The organism is bacterium (assembly GCA_022616075.1).
Lineage (GTDB): Bacteria > Acidobacteriota > HRBIN11 > JAKEFK01 > JAKEFK01 > JAKEFK01.
The window spans coordinates 1-16789 of the sequence record JAKEFK010000240.1; the positions used below are offsets into that span (position 1 = coordinate 1).

At 47.6% G+C, this 16789-nt stretch carries 11 protein-coding genes; 2 read left to right on the forward strand and 9 right to left on the reverse strand.

Going from position 1 to position 16789, the window contains the following annotated elements:
• Nucleotides 1–405: 405 nt before the first annotated feature.
• Nucleotides 406–1788 (forward strand): MucR family transcriptional regulator, encoded by a 1383-nt coding sequence (locus L0156_19890; protein ID MCI0605254.1) that lies wholly within the window; start codon nucleotides 406–408, stop codon nucleotides 1786–1788.
• On the opposite strand, the gene L0156_19895 is transcribed toward L0156_19890, so the two are convergent.
• The 3 genes from L0156_19895 to istA form a co-directional block, all read right to left on the reverse strand.
• Nucleotides 1762–2184, reverse strand: a complete 423-nt coding sequence (locus L0156_19895; GenBank protein MCI0605255.1) for a hypothetical protein — start codon at nucleotides 2182–2184, stop codon at nucleotides 1762–1764. The genes L0156_19890 and L0156_19895 overlap by 27 nt on opposite strands.
• Nucleotides 2185–2847: 663 nt before the next feature.
• Entirely contained in the window at nucleotides 2848–3657 is an 810-nt protein-coding gene (istB, locus tag L0156_19900; protein ID MCI0605256.1) for an IS21-like element helper ATPase IstB, read from the reverse strand.
• Entirely contained in the window at nucleotides 3654–4871 is a 1218-nt protein-coding gene (istA, locus tag L0156_19905) for an IS21 family transposase (GenBank protein MCI0605257.1), read from the reverse strand. Before istA ends, istB begins: the two co-directional genes overlap by 4 nt.
• A gap of 344 nt (nucleotides 4872–5215) precedes the next feature.
• Between istA and L0156_19910 the strand changes: the two genes are divergently transcribed.
• Nucleotides 5216–5707, forward strand: coding sequence for a transposase (locus L0156_19910; protein ID MCI0605258.1), 492 nt, complete (start codon nucleotides 5216–5218; stop codon nucleotides 5705–5707).
• A 396-nt stretch (nucleotides 5708–6103) separates the two neighbouring features.
• On the opposite strand, the gene L0156_19915 is transcribed toward L0156_19910, so the two are convergent.
• The 6 genes from L0156_19915 to L0156_19940 all read right to left on the reverse strand — a co-directional run bounded on the left by L0156_19915 (nucleotide 6104) and on the right by L0156_19940 (nucleotide 16762).
• Nucleotides 6104–6268 (reverse strand): hypothetical protein, encoded by a 165-nt coding sequence (locus L0156_19915; GenBank protein ID MCI0605259.1) that lies wholly within the window; start codon nucleotides 6266–6268, stop codon nucleotides 6104–6106.
• Between the two features lie 267 nt (nucleotides 6269–6535).
• Nucleotides 6536–6814 (reverse strand): HU family DNA-binding protein, encoded by a 279-nt coding sequence (locus tag L0156_19920; GenBank protein MCI0605260.1) that lies wholly within the window; start codon nucleotides 6812–6814, stop codon nucleotides 6536–6538.
• A 37-nt stretch (nucleotides 6815–6851) separates the two neighbouring features.
• Nucleotides 6852–7370: a hypothetical protein gene (locus L0156_19925; protein MCI0605261.1), complete on the reverse strand. Its 519-nt coding sequence runs from the start codon at nucleotides 7368–7370 to the stop codon at nucleotides 6852–6854.
• 170 nt (nucleotides 7371–7540) lie between these two features.
• Nucleotides 7541–7921 carry a hypothetical protein gene (locus L0156_19930; GenBank protein ID MCI0605262.1) on the reverse strand — a complete coding sequence of 127 codons (381 nt, stop codon included), beginning with the start codon at nucleotides 7919–7921 and terminating at the stop codon, nucleotides 7541–7543.
• Entirely contained in the window at nucleotides 7918–10236 is a 2319-nt protein-coding gene (locus L0156_19935) for a hypothetical protein (protein ID MCI0605263.1), read from the reverse strand. The genes L0156_19930 and L0156_19935 overlap by 4 nt, the downstream gene beginning before the upstream one ends.
• Nucleotides 10237–10384: 148 nt before the next feature.
• Nucleotides 10385–16762 carry a DUF6531 domain-containing protein gene (locus L0156_19940; GenBank protein MCI0605264.1) on the reverse strand — a complete coding sequence of 2126 codons (6378 nt, stop codon included), beginning with the start codon at nucleotides 16760–16762 and terminating at the stop codon, nucleotides 10385–10387.
• Nucleotides 16763–16789: the final 27 nt, after the last annotated feature.

The window sequence follows — 16789 nt, forward strand, 5'->3', positions numbered from 1 at the left end:
AGGATGGAACAGCTGGTCCATCGCTTTAGATCTACGACGGAAGGAGAGGTCATCGCGGGTCAGTATATATGAAGCTGAAATCGGCATAAATATTAACCGAATAGAGGTTGCCCCTCTTCCGAGTTTTCGACCTTGCATCGGTGCTGGGAATAGAGGCGGCCGCGCCGCACACTATTTCGGGTAAGAAGTTGTCAGTAGGGGATCCCTGTACTTCGGCCGCCAAAACACTGCCGGATCGGGCGTTTACGGGCTCATCCTCTCCCGTTTCAATCTCTGCCCGTATGGTGAACCTCACCATCGTTCGCCCCCGCTTCTCTTCTCGTCGAGAATAAGGGCGAATGAGTGATCCCAAAATCACGTAACTTTGGTACTTACGGGAAGTCCGCTTAAAATAAACCCAAGAAAATGATAGTCAAACAAAATCAACATCTCACAAAAGGGAAACGCGAGATATGCCTTAAGATCAGAAATTTGCATTTTAAGGGAGAACCGCTGAACATATCCGCCGTGCAGCGTCTACATCCCGATCTCATCAGAAAGGTTTACGCGATCCAGCCATTTTGGGGGTGGGCTCGGGCGATTACTGAGTCCGGTTTAGACTACCAACGGATTCATACTGAACTGTTGCAGACAGTCAGCTGCAAAATATGCGAGAAGGAACTAAAGAGTCTTACCCTTCACTTGCCGCGTCACGGAGTGACTTCGGAAGAATACCTGTCAGATTATTCTGGTGAATTCATACAGTCGGAAGCTCTGCGTGCCAAAAGAAGTCCTGCATTACTTTCAAAAAATCCCCTGATGCAACACTGGGAGAGCATCTGGTCTCCTGAGTACATGTTAGACAGAATTTACGAACTGCACCGCAAAGGGTATCCCCTCAACGCCAAATATGTGTACGAAAATGATCGCGCGTTTGAAGGTGCGGTCACGAAGTATTTTGGAAGTTGGGATGAGGCTTTAAAGAAGGCCGGCTTAGATGTGGAACAAATTCGCCTGCAGGACCGGAGAATTAAATATAACAGTGCCGATGTTATCGCTGAATTACGAAAGCGCAAGAGCTCCGGGTTACCTCTGAATCACCGCGCGCTTTATAAAGAGGACCTGCGCCTCTGCAATGCCGCCCACAGAATATTTGGCTCTTATTCAGCAGCTCTTGAGGCAGCCGGAATCGATCCGGAAAAGATCCGGATACGACGAAGGCCGTATAGCAAGTCAGATAGAGGAAAAGTGCTGCGGGCGATTCGAAAGACTGCATCGCTGTCTGAAGAGAAGCGAGCGCCGGCCATTCAGAGATTGCGTCGCGAGTACGGTAAAGTTGTTAGACGACTATTTCGCGGCTGGACGGCAGCAGCGAATGCTGCCGGTATGAAATACCGCGCCATTCATCCGAAAGATCATCGGGACTTAAGCAGTCGCAGCAAAGTGATACTAGCGTTAAAAAAAAGATTGAAAAGCAGGTTATCTCTTGTGCGTTATATCCTTAGAGAGGATGACCGCCGGCTTTTCAAAATGGTATTGAAATACTTTCAAAATTATTACGATTGTTATCCGCCTCTGGGCCTCTCAAGATCGCAAGTTAGAGGTCAGCGCCGCTATGCCAACCGTGACGAAACGATCGCCCAAATCCGAAAACGCTATTTTATGGGACTGGGAATTCACTCAAGAGACCTGGTATTCGGCCCATCGAGAGATTATGCGCTTTACAATAGCGTCATGAAGTTTCTGGGCGGATGGCCAAACGCGCTGAAAATAGCAGGAATCCTATCTGCCCCAAAGATCAAAAAGTAAGACTTCCAGAATGTGTTGACCTTCTCCGCTTATGTGAGTGCCCGGTGTGTATGGATAGGTGTCGAGTTTATATGTGATGGTGACTGGATTCTCTTCAATGATTTCGATGGAAGGAGTTATCGGGACGTTTGAGTATTCGGGAGATGCTCCGACGGCAATTACCGGAGGAACTGAATCGATGATGAAGGAAACCTGTATGGTTGATTCATTTCCGGCCAGATCGGTCGCCTTGATCGCAAGATTGTAGTTGCCTGATTGGCTGATTAATGGTTCCGCGTTCCACCGGTCTCTGCTGACTTCTGCCGCCTGGTCAGGATCGCTTTCGCTCTCCTCAGTTCGCTCCCGCGAACAGACGGCAGATCTCCCGAGGTAAGCTCGACTACCTTCCGTGCACAACCGCCGAATCTACGCTGATGCCCTTGATGGATATGGACTTCACGGTTCCAAGCCCGCTCGTCCGGCACCCACGCCTCATCCGGTTTTTGTTCATCGGCTCGCACTTTTGTTCCACGCTTCCTCCAGATGCAACCTCGCGGCTACACCCTTGCGCTTCTCTATCCTTCACCTCCATCAGGTTGGATCAGGGACTTGCACCCTGAAAATAGTCGAACATGCCCGGCACACCTGGAAGACAGCTTGCCCAAACTTGGTTTGGCGAAAAAAGATTGGAGAGGGAAGAAGCTTACGTGATTCTACGATCTTATTAGTAATTGCAAGCTGTATTTCAGACGTCTTTGCGAAAGGGCCGGCTCGGCAGTGCGGCTTTGCGGAGATTTCTGCAAAAGCAATGACAGCACGCTTTTTGTGCTGGCGTTGCTTTTGCTCCGCAAAGCGACAATTTTCTGCCGCGAAAGCGGAGGGCCGCCCTGAACGTGAGGCACAAGACTTTCCCTACCACCATAGAATCCGGATGAGCTAAATGCGGCAAAGCAAACGAGGACGACCGAAGGCATGTGCCTTGCTGAAACTTACCCTGTGAATGTGTCAACGCTCACGAAGATTTGACCCTTTTTCGCTCATCAGAATTGACCCACCCAAGAGAAAAAAATATTAGATAGTTCATTTCTCTGATTTTTCTTTTTTGCGTTTCACCTCCCTGACCGACTCTGGATCAGTTCCGGCCTGTCGTCTTTCTTTCATACGGTAGGAATCGCCCCGAATATTGATGACCGTGCAGCGATGAAGCAAACGATCCAATGCGGCGGAGGCCATTACAGCATCCCCGGCAAAAATCTCGCCCCAGTCGCTGAAGGCTTTGTTAGAAGTAAGAATTGTAGGACCGCTTTTTTCGTAGCGCTGCGAAATGACCTGAAAAAGCAGGCTCGCTTGTGTGGAATTGAAGGCTAAATATCCTACTTCATCGATCAGTAAAAGTTTGGGTCTGGTCATGTTATGCATTTCGCGGTGAACACGATTTTCAGCAAGGGCCTGCGAGAGTCGTCGGGCCAATTCGATTGCGGTAGTGAAGTAAATTCGATTACCAAGTTCAGCTGCCATAAGTGCCAGAGAAATTGCCAAATGAGTTTTTCCCACGCCCGGAGGTCCCAGGAAAACAATGTTTCTTCCTTCAGAAAGAAAACGTCCCGTAGCCAGTTCGTCAATCAAGCGGCTATCTAATCCAGGCTGGGCGGAAAAATCAAAATCCTGCAGTCTTTTTAGATAGGGCAAGTGCGAAAGCTGGATATTCAACTCAACCGTCTTGCGGTACCTTTCGGTCAGCTCACCTTCAAGTAGATAGCCCAAAAAATGACTGTAGGACCAAGCCCCGGCGGCTGCTTGCTGGGCCGCTGAATCCAGATGATCGGCCGCCACTTTCAACCCAAGCTTAATCAATCCAGCAGATGCTTTTTCTTCAAACGGTATGCTCATTTTGCCACCTCTTCGTAACCTGCAAGCGAGTGCGTTGCCACGGATTGGTCAAAAGTAAGGTCCCAGTGGGGAACCGGATCTTTTCTTGAACGGTTCAATGTGAATTTCCAAATCTCGGCTAACTGATCCGGTTGCGCGATGCAGGATCCCTGCTTTTGTGCGGCAGCGTGTTCAGCAATGATTAGATCGTTGCAGCGAATTGTGATTTTTCCATTCTGATGAACTACCAAAACGGTTTTTCCGATGTTTTCCGGAGGTACCCAATATCTGCTGCGCTCAAAACGAACGAAGCTTTCGCAATCCACTTTGCGCAGCGCCCGCTGCGCCATTTGATAGGGCGGAGCGGAAGTATAGGGAATCAAACTTTCTTCTGACAGCAGATCCACAGGACGTCTTTGTGTTGTGCTATGGATTCGCACATTTGCGGTGTGATCGAGCCAGTGAAGACCTTGCGCATTCAGATCCTCAAAATCAACAAAGCTTCTGCCGTTGAGAAAATTGTCCTTTACATAATCGACGCCGCGCTCCACTTTCCCTTTGGTCCGGGGCCAATAAGGCTTATGTGTTTTGGGAACGATTCCGTAATGATTGGCAAAATCCAGAAAGAGCGCATTCCATTCATTGGCACTGATCTTGATCTGCTTCATGTTGTCAAACAAAAGTGAGCGTGTCCAGCCGCCAAGATAACGGAACGCCGACAGATGGCAGTCGATCATGACCGGAAGTTTCATTGATGAAGTAAAACGCACATACATCATTCGTGAAAATCCAAGCACCATCACAAAAACGTACACGCGCACCAGCTGTCCGACCGAATTGGGAAACTGGCCGCAGTATCCCCAATCTACCTGCCCTTGCGCTCCTGGCGCAGTTTCGAAGCGAACCGTAGCCCTGGCTATCGCTTTTCTCCTTTGCCGAAAACCGTGTAGATAACGGCGCAGCGTTTGAATCGATCCGGTATACCCCATGGGGCGGATCTCCTGTAAGAGTCTTACCGCCGAAAGAGCACATTCCTCATATCGCCCTCGGATATAATCTTTGAATTCATCCAGTTTCGAGTCTCTTTCCGGTTTCGAAAACGCTGCCGGCTGAGTCTGCTGCAAAACCCTGCGAATTGTATTTCTTGATTGACCCGTCATTCGCTCAATCGCTCGTATCGAATGACCTTGATTCTTAAGATCTTTGATTTCCATCCATTGCTCCCATTTGATCATCCCCATTGCCTCCTGCTCCGGTATACCGGAACTAGAAACATTCTGGGGCCTAAAGGTTAAAAGGAGAATGGGTGGTCCCAGCCATCGGCCGACACCGTCTTGGGAAAAGCTCCGTTCGCTCGGGTAAAAAACACCCTCGCTCACTCCGCTTTCCCCAAGACACTCATCTGTTGACCACCCATAGGGGGGTCAAATCTAAATGAGCGTTAGTGGGTCATTTTTACATGAGCGTTTGCACCGGCAAAACACAGCGGATAAAACGCAAGGAAAAAGGAGGTAAATGATTGACCCGTTCCGGACACTCAATCTAAAATAACAACATCCAGTTCCGCACTGTCCTGAAAGTGTCCGGAATCACCGGAATCAGCGGCCGGTTTCACCGGAATACGCAACATCCCACAGCAGACTGGAGTTGTCAGCAGATTCTGCAGGCCACCTGGGACCATCCCGCGCCAAAGTATATTGTTTGCGATCGCGACAATAAGTTCGGCGGATCTTTCAGTAAGAATCTGAAAGATCGCCTCAATATCGAACTACTTCGCACTCCGTATCGAACGCCCACAGCAAATTCGCATTGTGAACGCCTAATCGGAACCCTCCGCCGGGAGTGCACCGATCATTTCATCTTCTTTGGCGAAAAGCACTTGCGAATCGTGCTCAAGGAATATGTCGATTACTACAACAACCTTCGTCCTCATCAGGGCATCGGCCAGCAGATCCCAGCAAGGTATGACCCGGCCAGAACCGAACCGGCACCCGCCTCCAGCGATGGCCAAGTCCGTTCTCGCCCCATCTTTAACGGCTTGCGTCATCATTATTATCGCGAAGTTGCCTGATCTTCTAAATCCATACTTGCCATATTTACAATCAGGATAACCTGATGATGCCATACCTCTATTTTATTTCACCTAATCTATTCGTAGATTCTCGTTTTGTGGCGCTACGTATCTAAATCCATCGCTTTCACTTAACCAAACTGCACCTTTCCTTCCTCATTGGCGTCTTTTTTCTGCCCGCTCAATTCTCACTTAAGGTTTCATAACCCCAAAATCTGCACTTTCCCTTAAGTAGCCAGCACAGTCCCGTGGCGAGCGGCTTGCCGCGCTTTCACCTGCACTGATCTTACTAATGGAGTAGAACTTGCCCCTTCAACCAAAGCTTGTTAGCAATTGCAAGGCGGATGCCACGGGCGCTTTGGCCGCAGCGGTGCGGCCATCGTCGATGACAGCTTCTTAGATCTTGCTTTCGGTGATCCTGGTATCCATCGTATCGATCACTTCCGAATGTATCTCAACAACAAACCATTCCAAAAACATCTCGTAGTCCCGTTTCTTCGGCCAGAACTTTGAATCTCTATACCATCCTTCTAATTCCTTCTTAAAAGTCGTCTGGTACATTCCTTGATATACTCGTGAGCTTCATCCTCCATGACATATTCTGGAATCAGAAACGCTGTAAAATCCTGTCTTGCTCTTAAATCGCGTAATGACAAAATTTTCTCGGAATCCAATCTACAATCGGCTGTCTCGGCTTAACGACTGCAACCGCACGATTGATGTAGTGCATTTAGAAACGCAAAGTTATCACCGCACTGATGTCGAAGCAGTGAAGTAAGCGAACGTTATAATGAAGAAGCACGCGCGCATCCGCGCTTATAGTGGAATTTATTTTCGCGAAACCCGCTTTTTCAATTCCCGGCTCGGCTTAAATCTCGGGACTTTCTTTGTCGGAATTCTGATTTCTTGTTTAGTTAGTGGATTCCGACCCATTCGGGCCGCCCTCTTGGAAACCGAGAAACTTCCAAATCTAACAAGGGCCACACGTTTGCCTTTTGAAAGAGCCTTCGTAATTTCATCGGTAATTGCTTCAAACGCGAGAGTCGCGGTACGGTTTGGTATGCCTGCCTTATCGGCAACTATCTTAATCAACTCACCTTTTGTCAGAGTTTCGTAATGGTGCACCGATCCTCCTTTAACGGTCTTAATTGGTTGAGCCAAAAAATCGCATAAAGAAAAAAACAGCAATAGCGATCTCAAAGAATAAGGAAATAAATGAACCGATCCGAAAAGTGTTTGCCCAATCTCGAATTGAATCCCAATTGATTTGTTCTTCTGGTTTCAGATCATCCCACTCTTTTCTTTGATGTCGATATCTAAGATGAAGCCGATGTGATTGCATCTCGGCATGAAGTGTCGATAAAGACAGACCAGCCGTGAATAATCCGAATACACACGAAAGCATAATAAGTAATAACCCCACGCCATCTCCGGCGATGTCTTCTCGATTTTTAACCATAAAGTCCACAAGGAAAGCAACAACCGCAACACTTGCTGTTACGAAGAAGTACGTTAACTTTTGTTTCATCTCTAGAAACCTTTCAACCTGAGCATCCAGTTTCAGATCGTATTCTGACGGTTCTCGTCGGGCAGGCTGTAGCGTTGATTGTTCACTACTGGAAATAAGATCCTTTGGTGGAGGGATTTCTTTTTCTTCGCTCATTTCATTTTTTCCAATACCTCTTAGTTCAGGTATGGTTTTACGGCTTGCAGTCTCTTTTTGACAAACTCGTATCGTGTCAAAAGTATCGGATCCGTAAGTTGTCTTTGCTTCTCAAGACCCGCATAAAGGCTGTGAGCTTTCCAGTAGTCTTAACAACAGAAAAGACCAAGCTAATTCCCTTTATTTTTCGAAAACTCGCCGACGTTTCCTTCTGGGTCTATTGCAAATCTGGCGGTCGCTTTCTTTCCTTTTATAAAACTATCAAAGTGATCAATCGCTGAACGAAGCCTTTTCCTGGCGCCCTTATCCTGACCTGAAAAATAAAGTTGATACGCCTCTTCGGTCTCATTATATGCGAGATTCAAAAATTGGACGTTCTCCCGGCCTTTAAACTGACGGAACAAATAATCAAAATCTGTTTTTATTTGTTCAAAGCTTTTTAATAGATCCATTTCATCTTCAGCGGGAAACTCCGGTGCATAAGCAAAAACGTATCGGAAAAAGTCCGAGAGCGCTTGTGTTCTCGCCTTTAAAGAATTTGGCCTGATCATTTTTTGAATTTAGGTCCTACTCGGGGCCTGATAATTTCCACCTTATATCCACCGGTGAAAGTGTGAAAATCTCGTGGCTGTGGATCTGTGAGAAGTTTATCACCTATTGTTCCATCAAACACTCTTCTCGTAGTGTTTAATCTTAGATCTGGCACCCTAAACTTTCCAGAACCAGACGGATCATATAATCTACGATTGACCATCACCTCCGGCCCAGGCTCACGGAAAATTCCATATTTTGGTAAGGAATTTCGAAGCCTTGCCCTCGCAATTGCATCAACTTCCTGACCCAAGATTGTCTCCCAGTTCATACTAGGATGGATTGGAAACTCACCCTCATTAAATCTTTTGACTGTTTGAAGCCAAGCGTCATTGTAATAACGCTGGTAATTTCTCGCAATGATGCTGTCAAGATGAAGCATTGGGAGCTTATTCGATGTCGCCAAGATAGGATTGCCCAACGCTAATCTGATCGGCGCTCCCTCAAAAAATGCAACCGGCACTACTGCGGTGAAAAACAATTCCAGGCCAGCGCCCATCATGTCAACAGGTGCTTTTGCTTGCAGGATGCCTTGCGCCAATTGAGCATGATCGCTATTTCCCTTTTGCGGAAAAGTTCTATTTGCAATTCGTGCCGCTATTGCATCCGCTTCAGACCAGGAAACACTGTGTTCAAGTGCATTGGTTGTGCAATTGAACATTGTGCGATGATCACGTCCGTATTCAGCACAATGGGAAGTGGTTGACAACAAAACGGACGGCCAGTTTTCATCGGGGCTCATGATGTCTCTATTCTGTAGAGCCATTCTTCCGATCGGGTCGCCATTGTCATAACCATTTATGTATTTCCACTCTTCGACGTGCAAGTCGTCCGGAAGCGCCTGAAGAGCACCTGCATCAGTTCCTTCAGAATCACGCAGCGACAATGGATTATTGTGGGCGAAAGCATAGAGATTTGGACCTGTGCCGTAGTGTTCCGGATCAACCGAGATAAATTGGAATGTCTCTGTGTCCAGCAAGCGCGCCCTGAGGTAATACATTCTTAGTTCCGGTTCATAACGCGCACCCTGGAAAGTGAGCAAATTGTCGACCGTCGATTTCGAATGGATTTTTTCTCCGGTGTATAGATCTGAAACTGCAGCAACGAATACTTCAGCACCGGCTGTGTAATTTGCAAAAATGCGGAACGGCGTCAGGCTGCGAAGCGATAAATCTTGTGCTGTTTCGGTGACTCGGATCTCGATTTGCTCGCCTGCTTGCGGGAGGTTTTGACCGAATGCCCAGCGCATTTTTGTCTTTTCGGCGTCTAAGAAGGAAGCCGTGCCAGTCAGCGCCCCGTCATTTACTAGAACGCTGGAAAGCGCGGTATTCGTCATCTCTTCTGAGAAGTCGAACTCCAGCGCAGAGCCATCTGTGGTTATCTTTACACGAAGGATTTGAGGCGGCTCGGTGTCTGCGGTAACTCTAAAATCACCATAAGCTTTGTAGTAATAGCGCTCAACCACCTGACCCGACTCGTTGGTAAGGCTCGTTACATTTCCATTGTCATCAGTAGCGTAAAAAAGCGTCCTGTTGGTCGGATCCGTTGTGTTGCGGAACATTGCCACAGGACGATCGATTCCCTGATAGACGTAGCTGAATGTTTCCTGGTCACTATTGCCATCTCTCTCCTGAATGATGTCTTTACCAAAGTTGACGTATCGCGTCTTCTGGCCATTTGCAGCTTTGATGATTCTCCGGCCCAGCGCGTCGTATGTGTAATTGATACTATTCGTTTGCTGCCCTGATGAGCTGAAGGTTGTCGCCGTCACCGGTAAATTTTTGAAGTCAAATTGTATTCGCCGCTGCGTATTACCGTTTCCATAGCGCTTCTCAATTTGATTTCCATTCGCATCGTAATCATGGTTTGCGAGCGCCGTTTGCGTTGCTTCGTCTAAAATATTTCCCGGCTGATTTTCCTGATCAAATTCAAATCTCTTCGGAAGGTCTGCTTCAATGTACCGATTGATACGATCTGCATTATCCTGATCAAATTTTTCTGATAACAAAGAGAAGTTTGGCTTGGAGCTAAACGAGCCTTGCGGGTACAGTTTGTTTGATTCCTTCAATTGCGCCGGCAATTTGGAGGTGTATGTAAATGTCTCCAGGATATTGCCGCGTGAAAGATTAGTTCGCGATGTCTTATAATTGGCATCATTGTAAGCAACCCCAATTCCATCAAAAAGTGTTTGCTGGCCGTTCCGGAAGATGATTTCTTTCAGTCGCTTTTTTGTGTCGTAGCCAAAATCCGCAGTTGTAAAATTTCCAAAGTTCATCGAATCGACACGACGCTGTCCGGCATAGTTGAATGCCGATACAAGCGATGCATCTGCATAAAAGTTCTTAGGCCTCCGGATCGAATCAAACTCGCTCGTAACGATTCGACCACCTGGGTAAGTCAGCGAAGTTCGGTTTCCAACTGCATCATACGTGGCTGAAACTGTGTGGCTTGGGCCAGGAAGAAGGGTTTGTGTTTCCTCCAGCAGTCTTCCGAGCGAATCGTATTTCAGCTACTAGGCTTTGCGGATTTGTGGCGCTCGTCGTGCGATCAAGGGCGTCATAAGAAAAAAGTTCAGAAGTCGTTCCAACCGTGCCTCCGGCAAGCGTAATCTGTTTTTCTTTGATTCGGTTATTGGCATCGTATACGGGCTTGACTCTTGTTCCTGTTCGTTCGACAACCTGTTCCAGCCTGTTTCCCCCGGTTTTGTAAATGTACTTTTCTGCAATGCCACCAGGGTAATTAACACGAATCAGACGATTCTGTTTGTCGTGAACATAGGATGTTCCGTTTCCGCAAGGATCCGTATAGGTGATCAGATTGCTGTTCGCGTCGTAGTCGAATTTGATATCGTTATCGCATGCAGCGCTTAAAGAAACAACGCTTTCGGTCTTTTTTCTATCCAGTCCATCATACGAATAACTGCGATATTGGCCTCTTTCATCCCGTGTTAATGCGAGATTTCCCCGCTCATCATAGTAGTAAAATTTCTGCTTCGCATCAGGATCGGTTTCTATGAAAAGACGATCCGCTGTGTCATAAACGTATTGCCACCGGAACTCTTCGGATGCGACGCCAACTTTGTCGATCTCTTTCTTTTCAACGAGGTTTCCATTTCCGTCATAGCTGTATTCAATCGCGTTTTCCGTTGCATCGATCTGCTGCCTGAGCTGATCCCGTCCATCGTAGACAAAGTGTGTTAAATCGTTGTTGGCATCGTAATGGTTGATAACCCGCGAGTTTTTGTCATGAACCATTACGGTCTTCGCCTGGCCCGCTTCGGCAAAATCAGGCTTAATGATTTTCTCGATTCGCTCCGTTAACCGATTCAGGTCATCGTACTTATTTACTGTCTCGGAAACGACTCTATCTTGCGCGTCTCTGACTCTTGCGATCGTTACGTTCCCGGATGGATCATAGCGGCTTTCGGTGTAATTGCCGACACCAAAAATTGTTTTCACCTGCCGGCCAAAACCGTCGTAGTTGTGTTCTATGGCAATATCCGGCGTGATCTCTTTGGCTAAATTTCCGTCTTTGTCATACTCGTATTGATAAACACCTTGTTGTGGAGAAGCCGGGTCGCTAGGGTCTGCTTCGGTCGATCCTTCGCCAAAGGCTTCAATCCTCTGGGCCAGCAAGTCCCGCGCATCGTAGAGAAACTTTGTGTTATTTCCTTTCGGCTGTGTAATATCGGAAACATTTCCGCGTTCATCATAAAGGAATTTGGTAACCAGCTCATTTCCTTCTGCATATCGTTTTACTTCCGTCTGTTGATTGAGCTGGTTGTATTCGATTACTGTATGACTTTGTTCTGAGGTAGCCTTTGGTTCCATTAAAACATCGATAAGATTGTCATCCGCGTCGTATTTATACTGGGTGCGATAAGAAAAGGAGTCTTGCCCATCATCTGAGTTAGATGCCGCCTCAAACACCTCCATGACCTGATCCAGTACATTATGCGTGGTTGTTGTTTTGATACCCCTTCCATCAGTGGCAATGATCACGTTTCCGCGGTTGTCATATTCAAAACTTTGCGATGTACGGCTGCCTGCTGAGATTTGTCCTTCATTTCCGGTGGACTCTGCTGCGATTGTCACTTTCTTCAGATAACCGCCAGTTTGAGGATCCGTTGTTCTTGAAGCGCCAGGCGCCGATTCGGCCTCCTTAAAATATTCGTAGGTATCTTTATTTCCCAGGGGATCCGTAGCAGTTTGGACCTGCCCGAACTTGTTGTACGTGTAACCTTCTGCGATACCTGGAATCGGATGAATAATGCTTGTAGGATTTCCGCGTTCGTCACGCGCGATCGTTGTTGTAAAACCACGCGGATCTTTGGTGGATGTTATCTGATTGTAGATATTCTCATACTGGTATTCGGTGATAATCGGCTCTGCCGGCCCTCCAAATCCATCGATCTTTGAATCGGGCTTATGAGTTTGTTTTAAAAGATTGCCCTGGGATCTTCGATTTAGAAGGTTTGTTGTGTCGTATGTATATTCGGTAACTCCGCCTTCCGGCAAAGTCATTTTTGTCAGCAGCCCATCAAAGTTATATTCGAAAGAAGTGATTCCTGTTATCTCAGGACCATTGTCGGGCTCAAAACCAAGGGGTGTAATCATTCTCTTGACCCGGCCCTCTCCATCAAGCTCATAGCGATGCTGTCTGGATGGAGGAGTCGGATACTTAACCGTTGTCTTTGCTTCATCGTAAATAAATTCCAGCTCAAAAGTTCCGTACTTATGCTTTTCCAGTCTGTCTTGCACGTTGTACGTGTTCTTAAGGACTTCCTGGTTTCTTCCGTTTTTAACAACGGTGAGGTTCGTTTTTGTCAGAAGATTGTCGCCACCCTGGTACTCATATTCCGTTGTTTTTCCATTTGGAAAATTATTTCCGTTTGGTGTTCCAGTGACTTTTGGTGAAGTAACTTTCTTTAAGAAGTGATTCCCTTCCGTATCGTAATCGAAGGTTACTGTTCGGCCTGCAAAGTCAATCAGGCTCTTCAGCTTTCCATCATCGTTGTAGTCGTATGCGATAGAACGTCCCATCGTATCGAGCACAACCGAAAGTTTTCCGGCCGGTTCATACAGGAACTCCATTTTGTTTTGATTGCGATCCTGGATCTGCGAGAGCTGTCCATAATTGTTGAAGAGATATGCGGTGCCGTCAGGCTGATGGATCAAAAAGTTTCCGTCCTGAAGTTTTTTCAGCTCTGCAAATTCGCCAAACCAGGAAAGATAAAAGAGCGGCCCGGGGACTGGAGGTGGCGGAAGCACCCGGAAGATTTCCTTGCGGCCTGCCCCGTCGTACCAGATCACATCTCCATTTGGAAGCTCCAGTAGCCGCATGAAGTATATGTGGTCCCAGCCCTGGCCAAGTGGACCGTCATAAATCATCTGCGATTCATAAGTGCGGCCGAATGCATAATCAAAAGCTCTCCCCTTAATCGAGAGGTCTACGGCTGAATGGGTCCACTCACCTGAATGGAGGTATGCGCCGGCGTGTTCTGCAGCATTCTGCTTTGACTCCGGTTTTTCTGAATCGGTTAAATCGAGACGGATCGCGCGGCTAACAAATCTTGATTGCCTTAAAAGGTCTGTCGTTACTTTTAGCAGGTTTTGCGTGATACTTCCGTCAATCTCTACTTTTGCAAAATCTCCGGCGCCAAGCACTTTTGCTCCCTCTGGTATCGCTTCCTTCTTTGGCAAAAGCGGATGCGCCGTGATATAGAAAGGATCCGAGACATAGAGCCTGAAACTCCCATCTGCTTCGTCAATAACTCCGTCATTATTCGCGTCAACTGGAGCTTTGTATTTTACTGCCGTCTCAAACTCAGTGATTGGAAACCCTGGCGCAAACTTCACTGGACCATCAAAGAAGTTCGTTGACGAAACTTTTACTTTTACTTCTCCAGTTGCTCCACCTGCTGCTGACGGGAGCTGGGCAAGCACGTAGTATTTCGTCGGCTGGATGCCTTCTAGAATCGATAGTGGGATCCCTGGAGGAATCGATGTCTTTGCGGGAATCGTAATTCCCGAGGAAAGTGGTGTTCCGGCGGGAATGACTGTTCCATCTGCAAGCGGGAACGGCACTGGTAAAATCATTCCTTCGGGAAGCGGGACATCCACGCCTGTCATAATCCCTTCCGATTCAATCACTCCGACATGCTCATACAGCCCGTCATTGTTTTTGTCCGTGACGATCTCGACATTCAGGTTTCCAACCAAAACCGATTGCAAGCCCTTATCGCGAGTCGCTACATACACGGTGTTCAGCTCTTCATCGATCGTGACGTTTCCTGCCGTTATCGTGTTTGTAATCTGAATCTTTCCCACTACCTGGGGCGGATTATCCGGATGGATCAGGAATGGATCCTGAACATCCACGATATAGATCCCATCCGCTCCAACAGGAACGTAAAGTTTTAGATTCTTAACATCGAGCTTCAGATCGAAGACGGTGACTCCATCTCCAACTTTGATTGTGCCAAGAAGCTTTGGATCCTTGATATCTGTAATATCCATCACGTGGATGCCAAAACTTCCCGAAGCTATGAAAGCCAGGTCGTGCAGCTCATAGCTTCGAGGATTTGTGTGCGCTGCATCCCGTTTTGATACAACTCCGTCATCTACGGCGGCACCATCCTGATCTTCGACTATTCCCGTTCTTCCATCCTGGTCGATGTCGACTTCGTAATTCTGCATTACTTCGACATTATTCGCAGTTCCGGGGATAATGCCTGAGCTTACGGCCGATACCTGGCAGCGCTGTTCTTCCAGCGTCCCGGTTCCCCTGGCGCACGGCGAACCAGCTAAAATTTTCTTTGCGTCAACCGCTTTGAAAGACGCTACAGTATTGTTGGCATCGTTATGCATCGAAGAACCGGACATAACAACATCGAGCACGCTTTCATCCTCAGTCGGAGTGTCAGGATCATCCGGCTTTCCATAAAGAGCAATGTCTTTTACCGCAAGCTCATCGTACTTTTTGTGCGCAAAGCTGTGGATTGGAACCGAAGTCTTTGTTAAATCAACAATCTGAACACCAAGTCCGATGGTTGCTATATATGCGTGCTGCCCGAACACGAGGACCTTTATCGGTGTTCCTTCCGGAATGGGATTTGTCTCGCCTGCGCGGTCATCTTCAGGATCGCCAAGAAAACGGGTTAAGATCATTGAACCGGTGATTACCGGATTTTCAAAATTACTAAAATCGAACTGATAGAGTTTCCCGTACTGATTTACTCCGCCACCAACACCGATGACAGTATTTCCATTTCGCGCAAAACTCCTGATTCCACCAAGTATCGAAAGATTGGAAACGAGCTTCAGATCAAGCGGATCTGCTGTGCTGTAAATCTCAATTCCATCGTCTTTTCCAACAATGAGGTGGTTTCGCATTAAGACGCTGTCATTGACTCTCCCTGATCCTGCTCCCGATTGAAGCGGATAGTCTTTTGTTTTGAAGCGCACGATGAACTTGTCTTTCATCGCGTTTTGCGCGATGTCCTGGACACCGGCAAAAACAATCGTGTATTCCTTTCCGCTCTCAAGGCTCTGATGCGGCTTGATTTCAAGAATCTGCTGCGCCTGTAACAACTCCACATTAAAAGGAACTTTTTTAGTGGAATCTGTGGTCAGATAAAATTCCAGAAGCTGCGGATAGCTCACTTGATCTGCACTGCGGACCGGCTCGGAAAAATTAAAACGAAGCGCGGCCGCAGGTTCTACTTCCGTTGAAGAAAGCAGTAGAGTGACCGGCTCTCCAAAGTTGTAAGCGATGGATGCTGTAAAAGTGCCCGTGGCGGACGCAACATCTGAACCCATCAACCCACTTTCATTATTTCGGATTGCAACAAAGCTGTCTTGTGTAAGCGCTCCTGCAGTCCCGGTAATGGTTATGCTACCGTCTATATCTGCAACGCCATCTCCGTTACTATCGGGAGTCTGGAAACTGATGTTTGGTCTGATGTCACCCTTTGCTGCTCCGACTCTCCAGCTTGTGATTAGAAGCGGCGATCCGCCAATGATGTATGGCGCGCTCTGGTCGTCTGAGACCGGCTTTTGCAGATGAACTATGCTTTGCGCTTCTGTTGCCGGCGGGGCGGGCTGACCCTGGAATATAACGCGGCCTGTCACCGGATCAGTCACTGTCATCCGGTAGTTTTGATTCACAGGAAGGGGAATGATGAAGTCGTACACGTCGCGTAAGTAAACCGCCAGGTCTGTGTTGTCCCATTCCAGGACTGCTGGAAGACTCGTTACAGAAGCTTGCAGGAAGAAAAGAGCATCTTCTGAATGGATCAATGAATAGGCTTGATCTGGTGTGACGGCGCCCGCTCTTACTCCGGGCCATGGAGGCGATTGCGTTTTCAGCATGCCGTCTTCCAGTTTCAACGGCTCGACTGGCATCCATTTTTTCTTGCCGAAAAATTCTACGGGAACGGCTGCGAAGATTTGCGAATCTGCAGTCACGGTTACGCCTTGCGGAACCGGGAAAGATACTTCGATTGGTTTGTTTGCAGTCGCGCCGTTCAGATTCAGTGTGAAGTAGCCGATGTTGGTGAAGTCACGCGGTGTTGGGGTTACTGTCTGTGGATCGGGTGTAACTGTTTTCAGTTGTACTGGAGTTGCTGAATCGAACGTTCCGTCTGCAACTTCGATTACGATTCCTTGTGAGGTTGTATATTCGCCGCCGGTTGTTGGTAAAAGAGCGCCAGTGCCGTCTTTATACTCCATCCGGGCGAAGTCAACGCGAGTTTTGTTGTTGGCTGCATCGATCAACTCTACAAAGTATAAATCAAGCATGCCGCCGGCGATTGAGGCGGTGTAGAC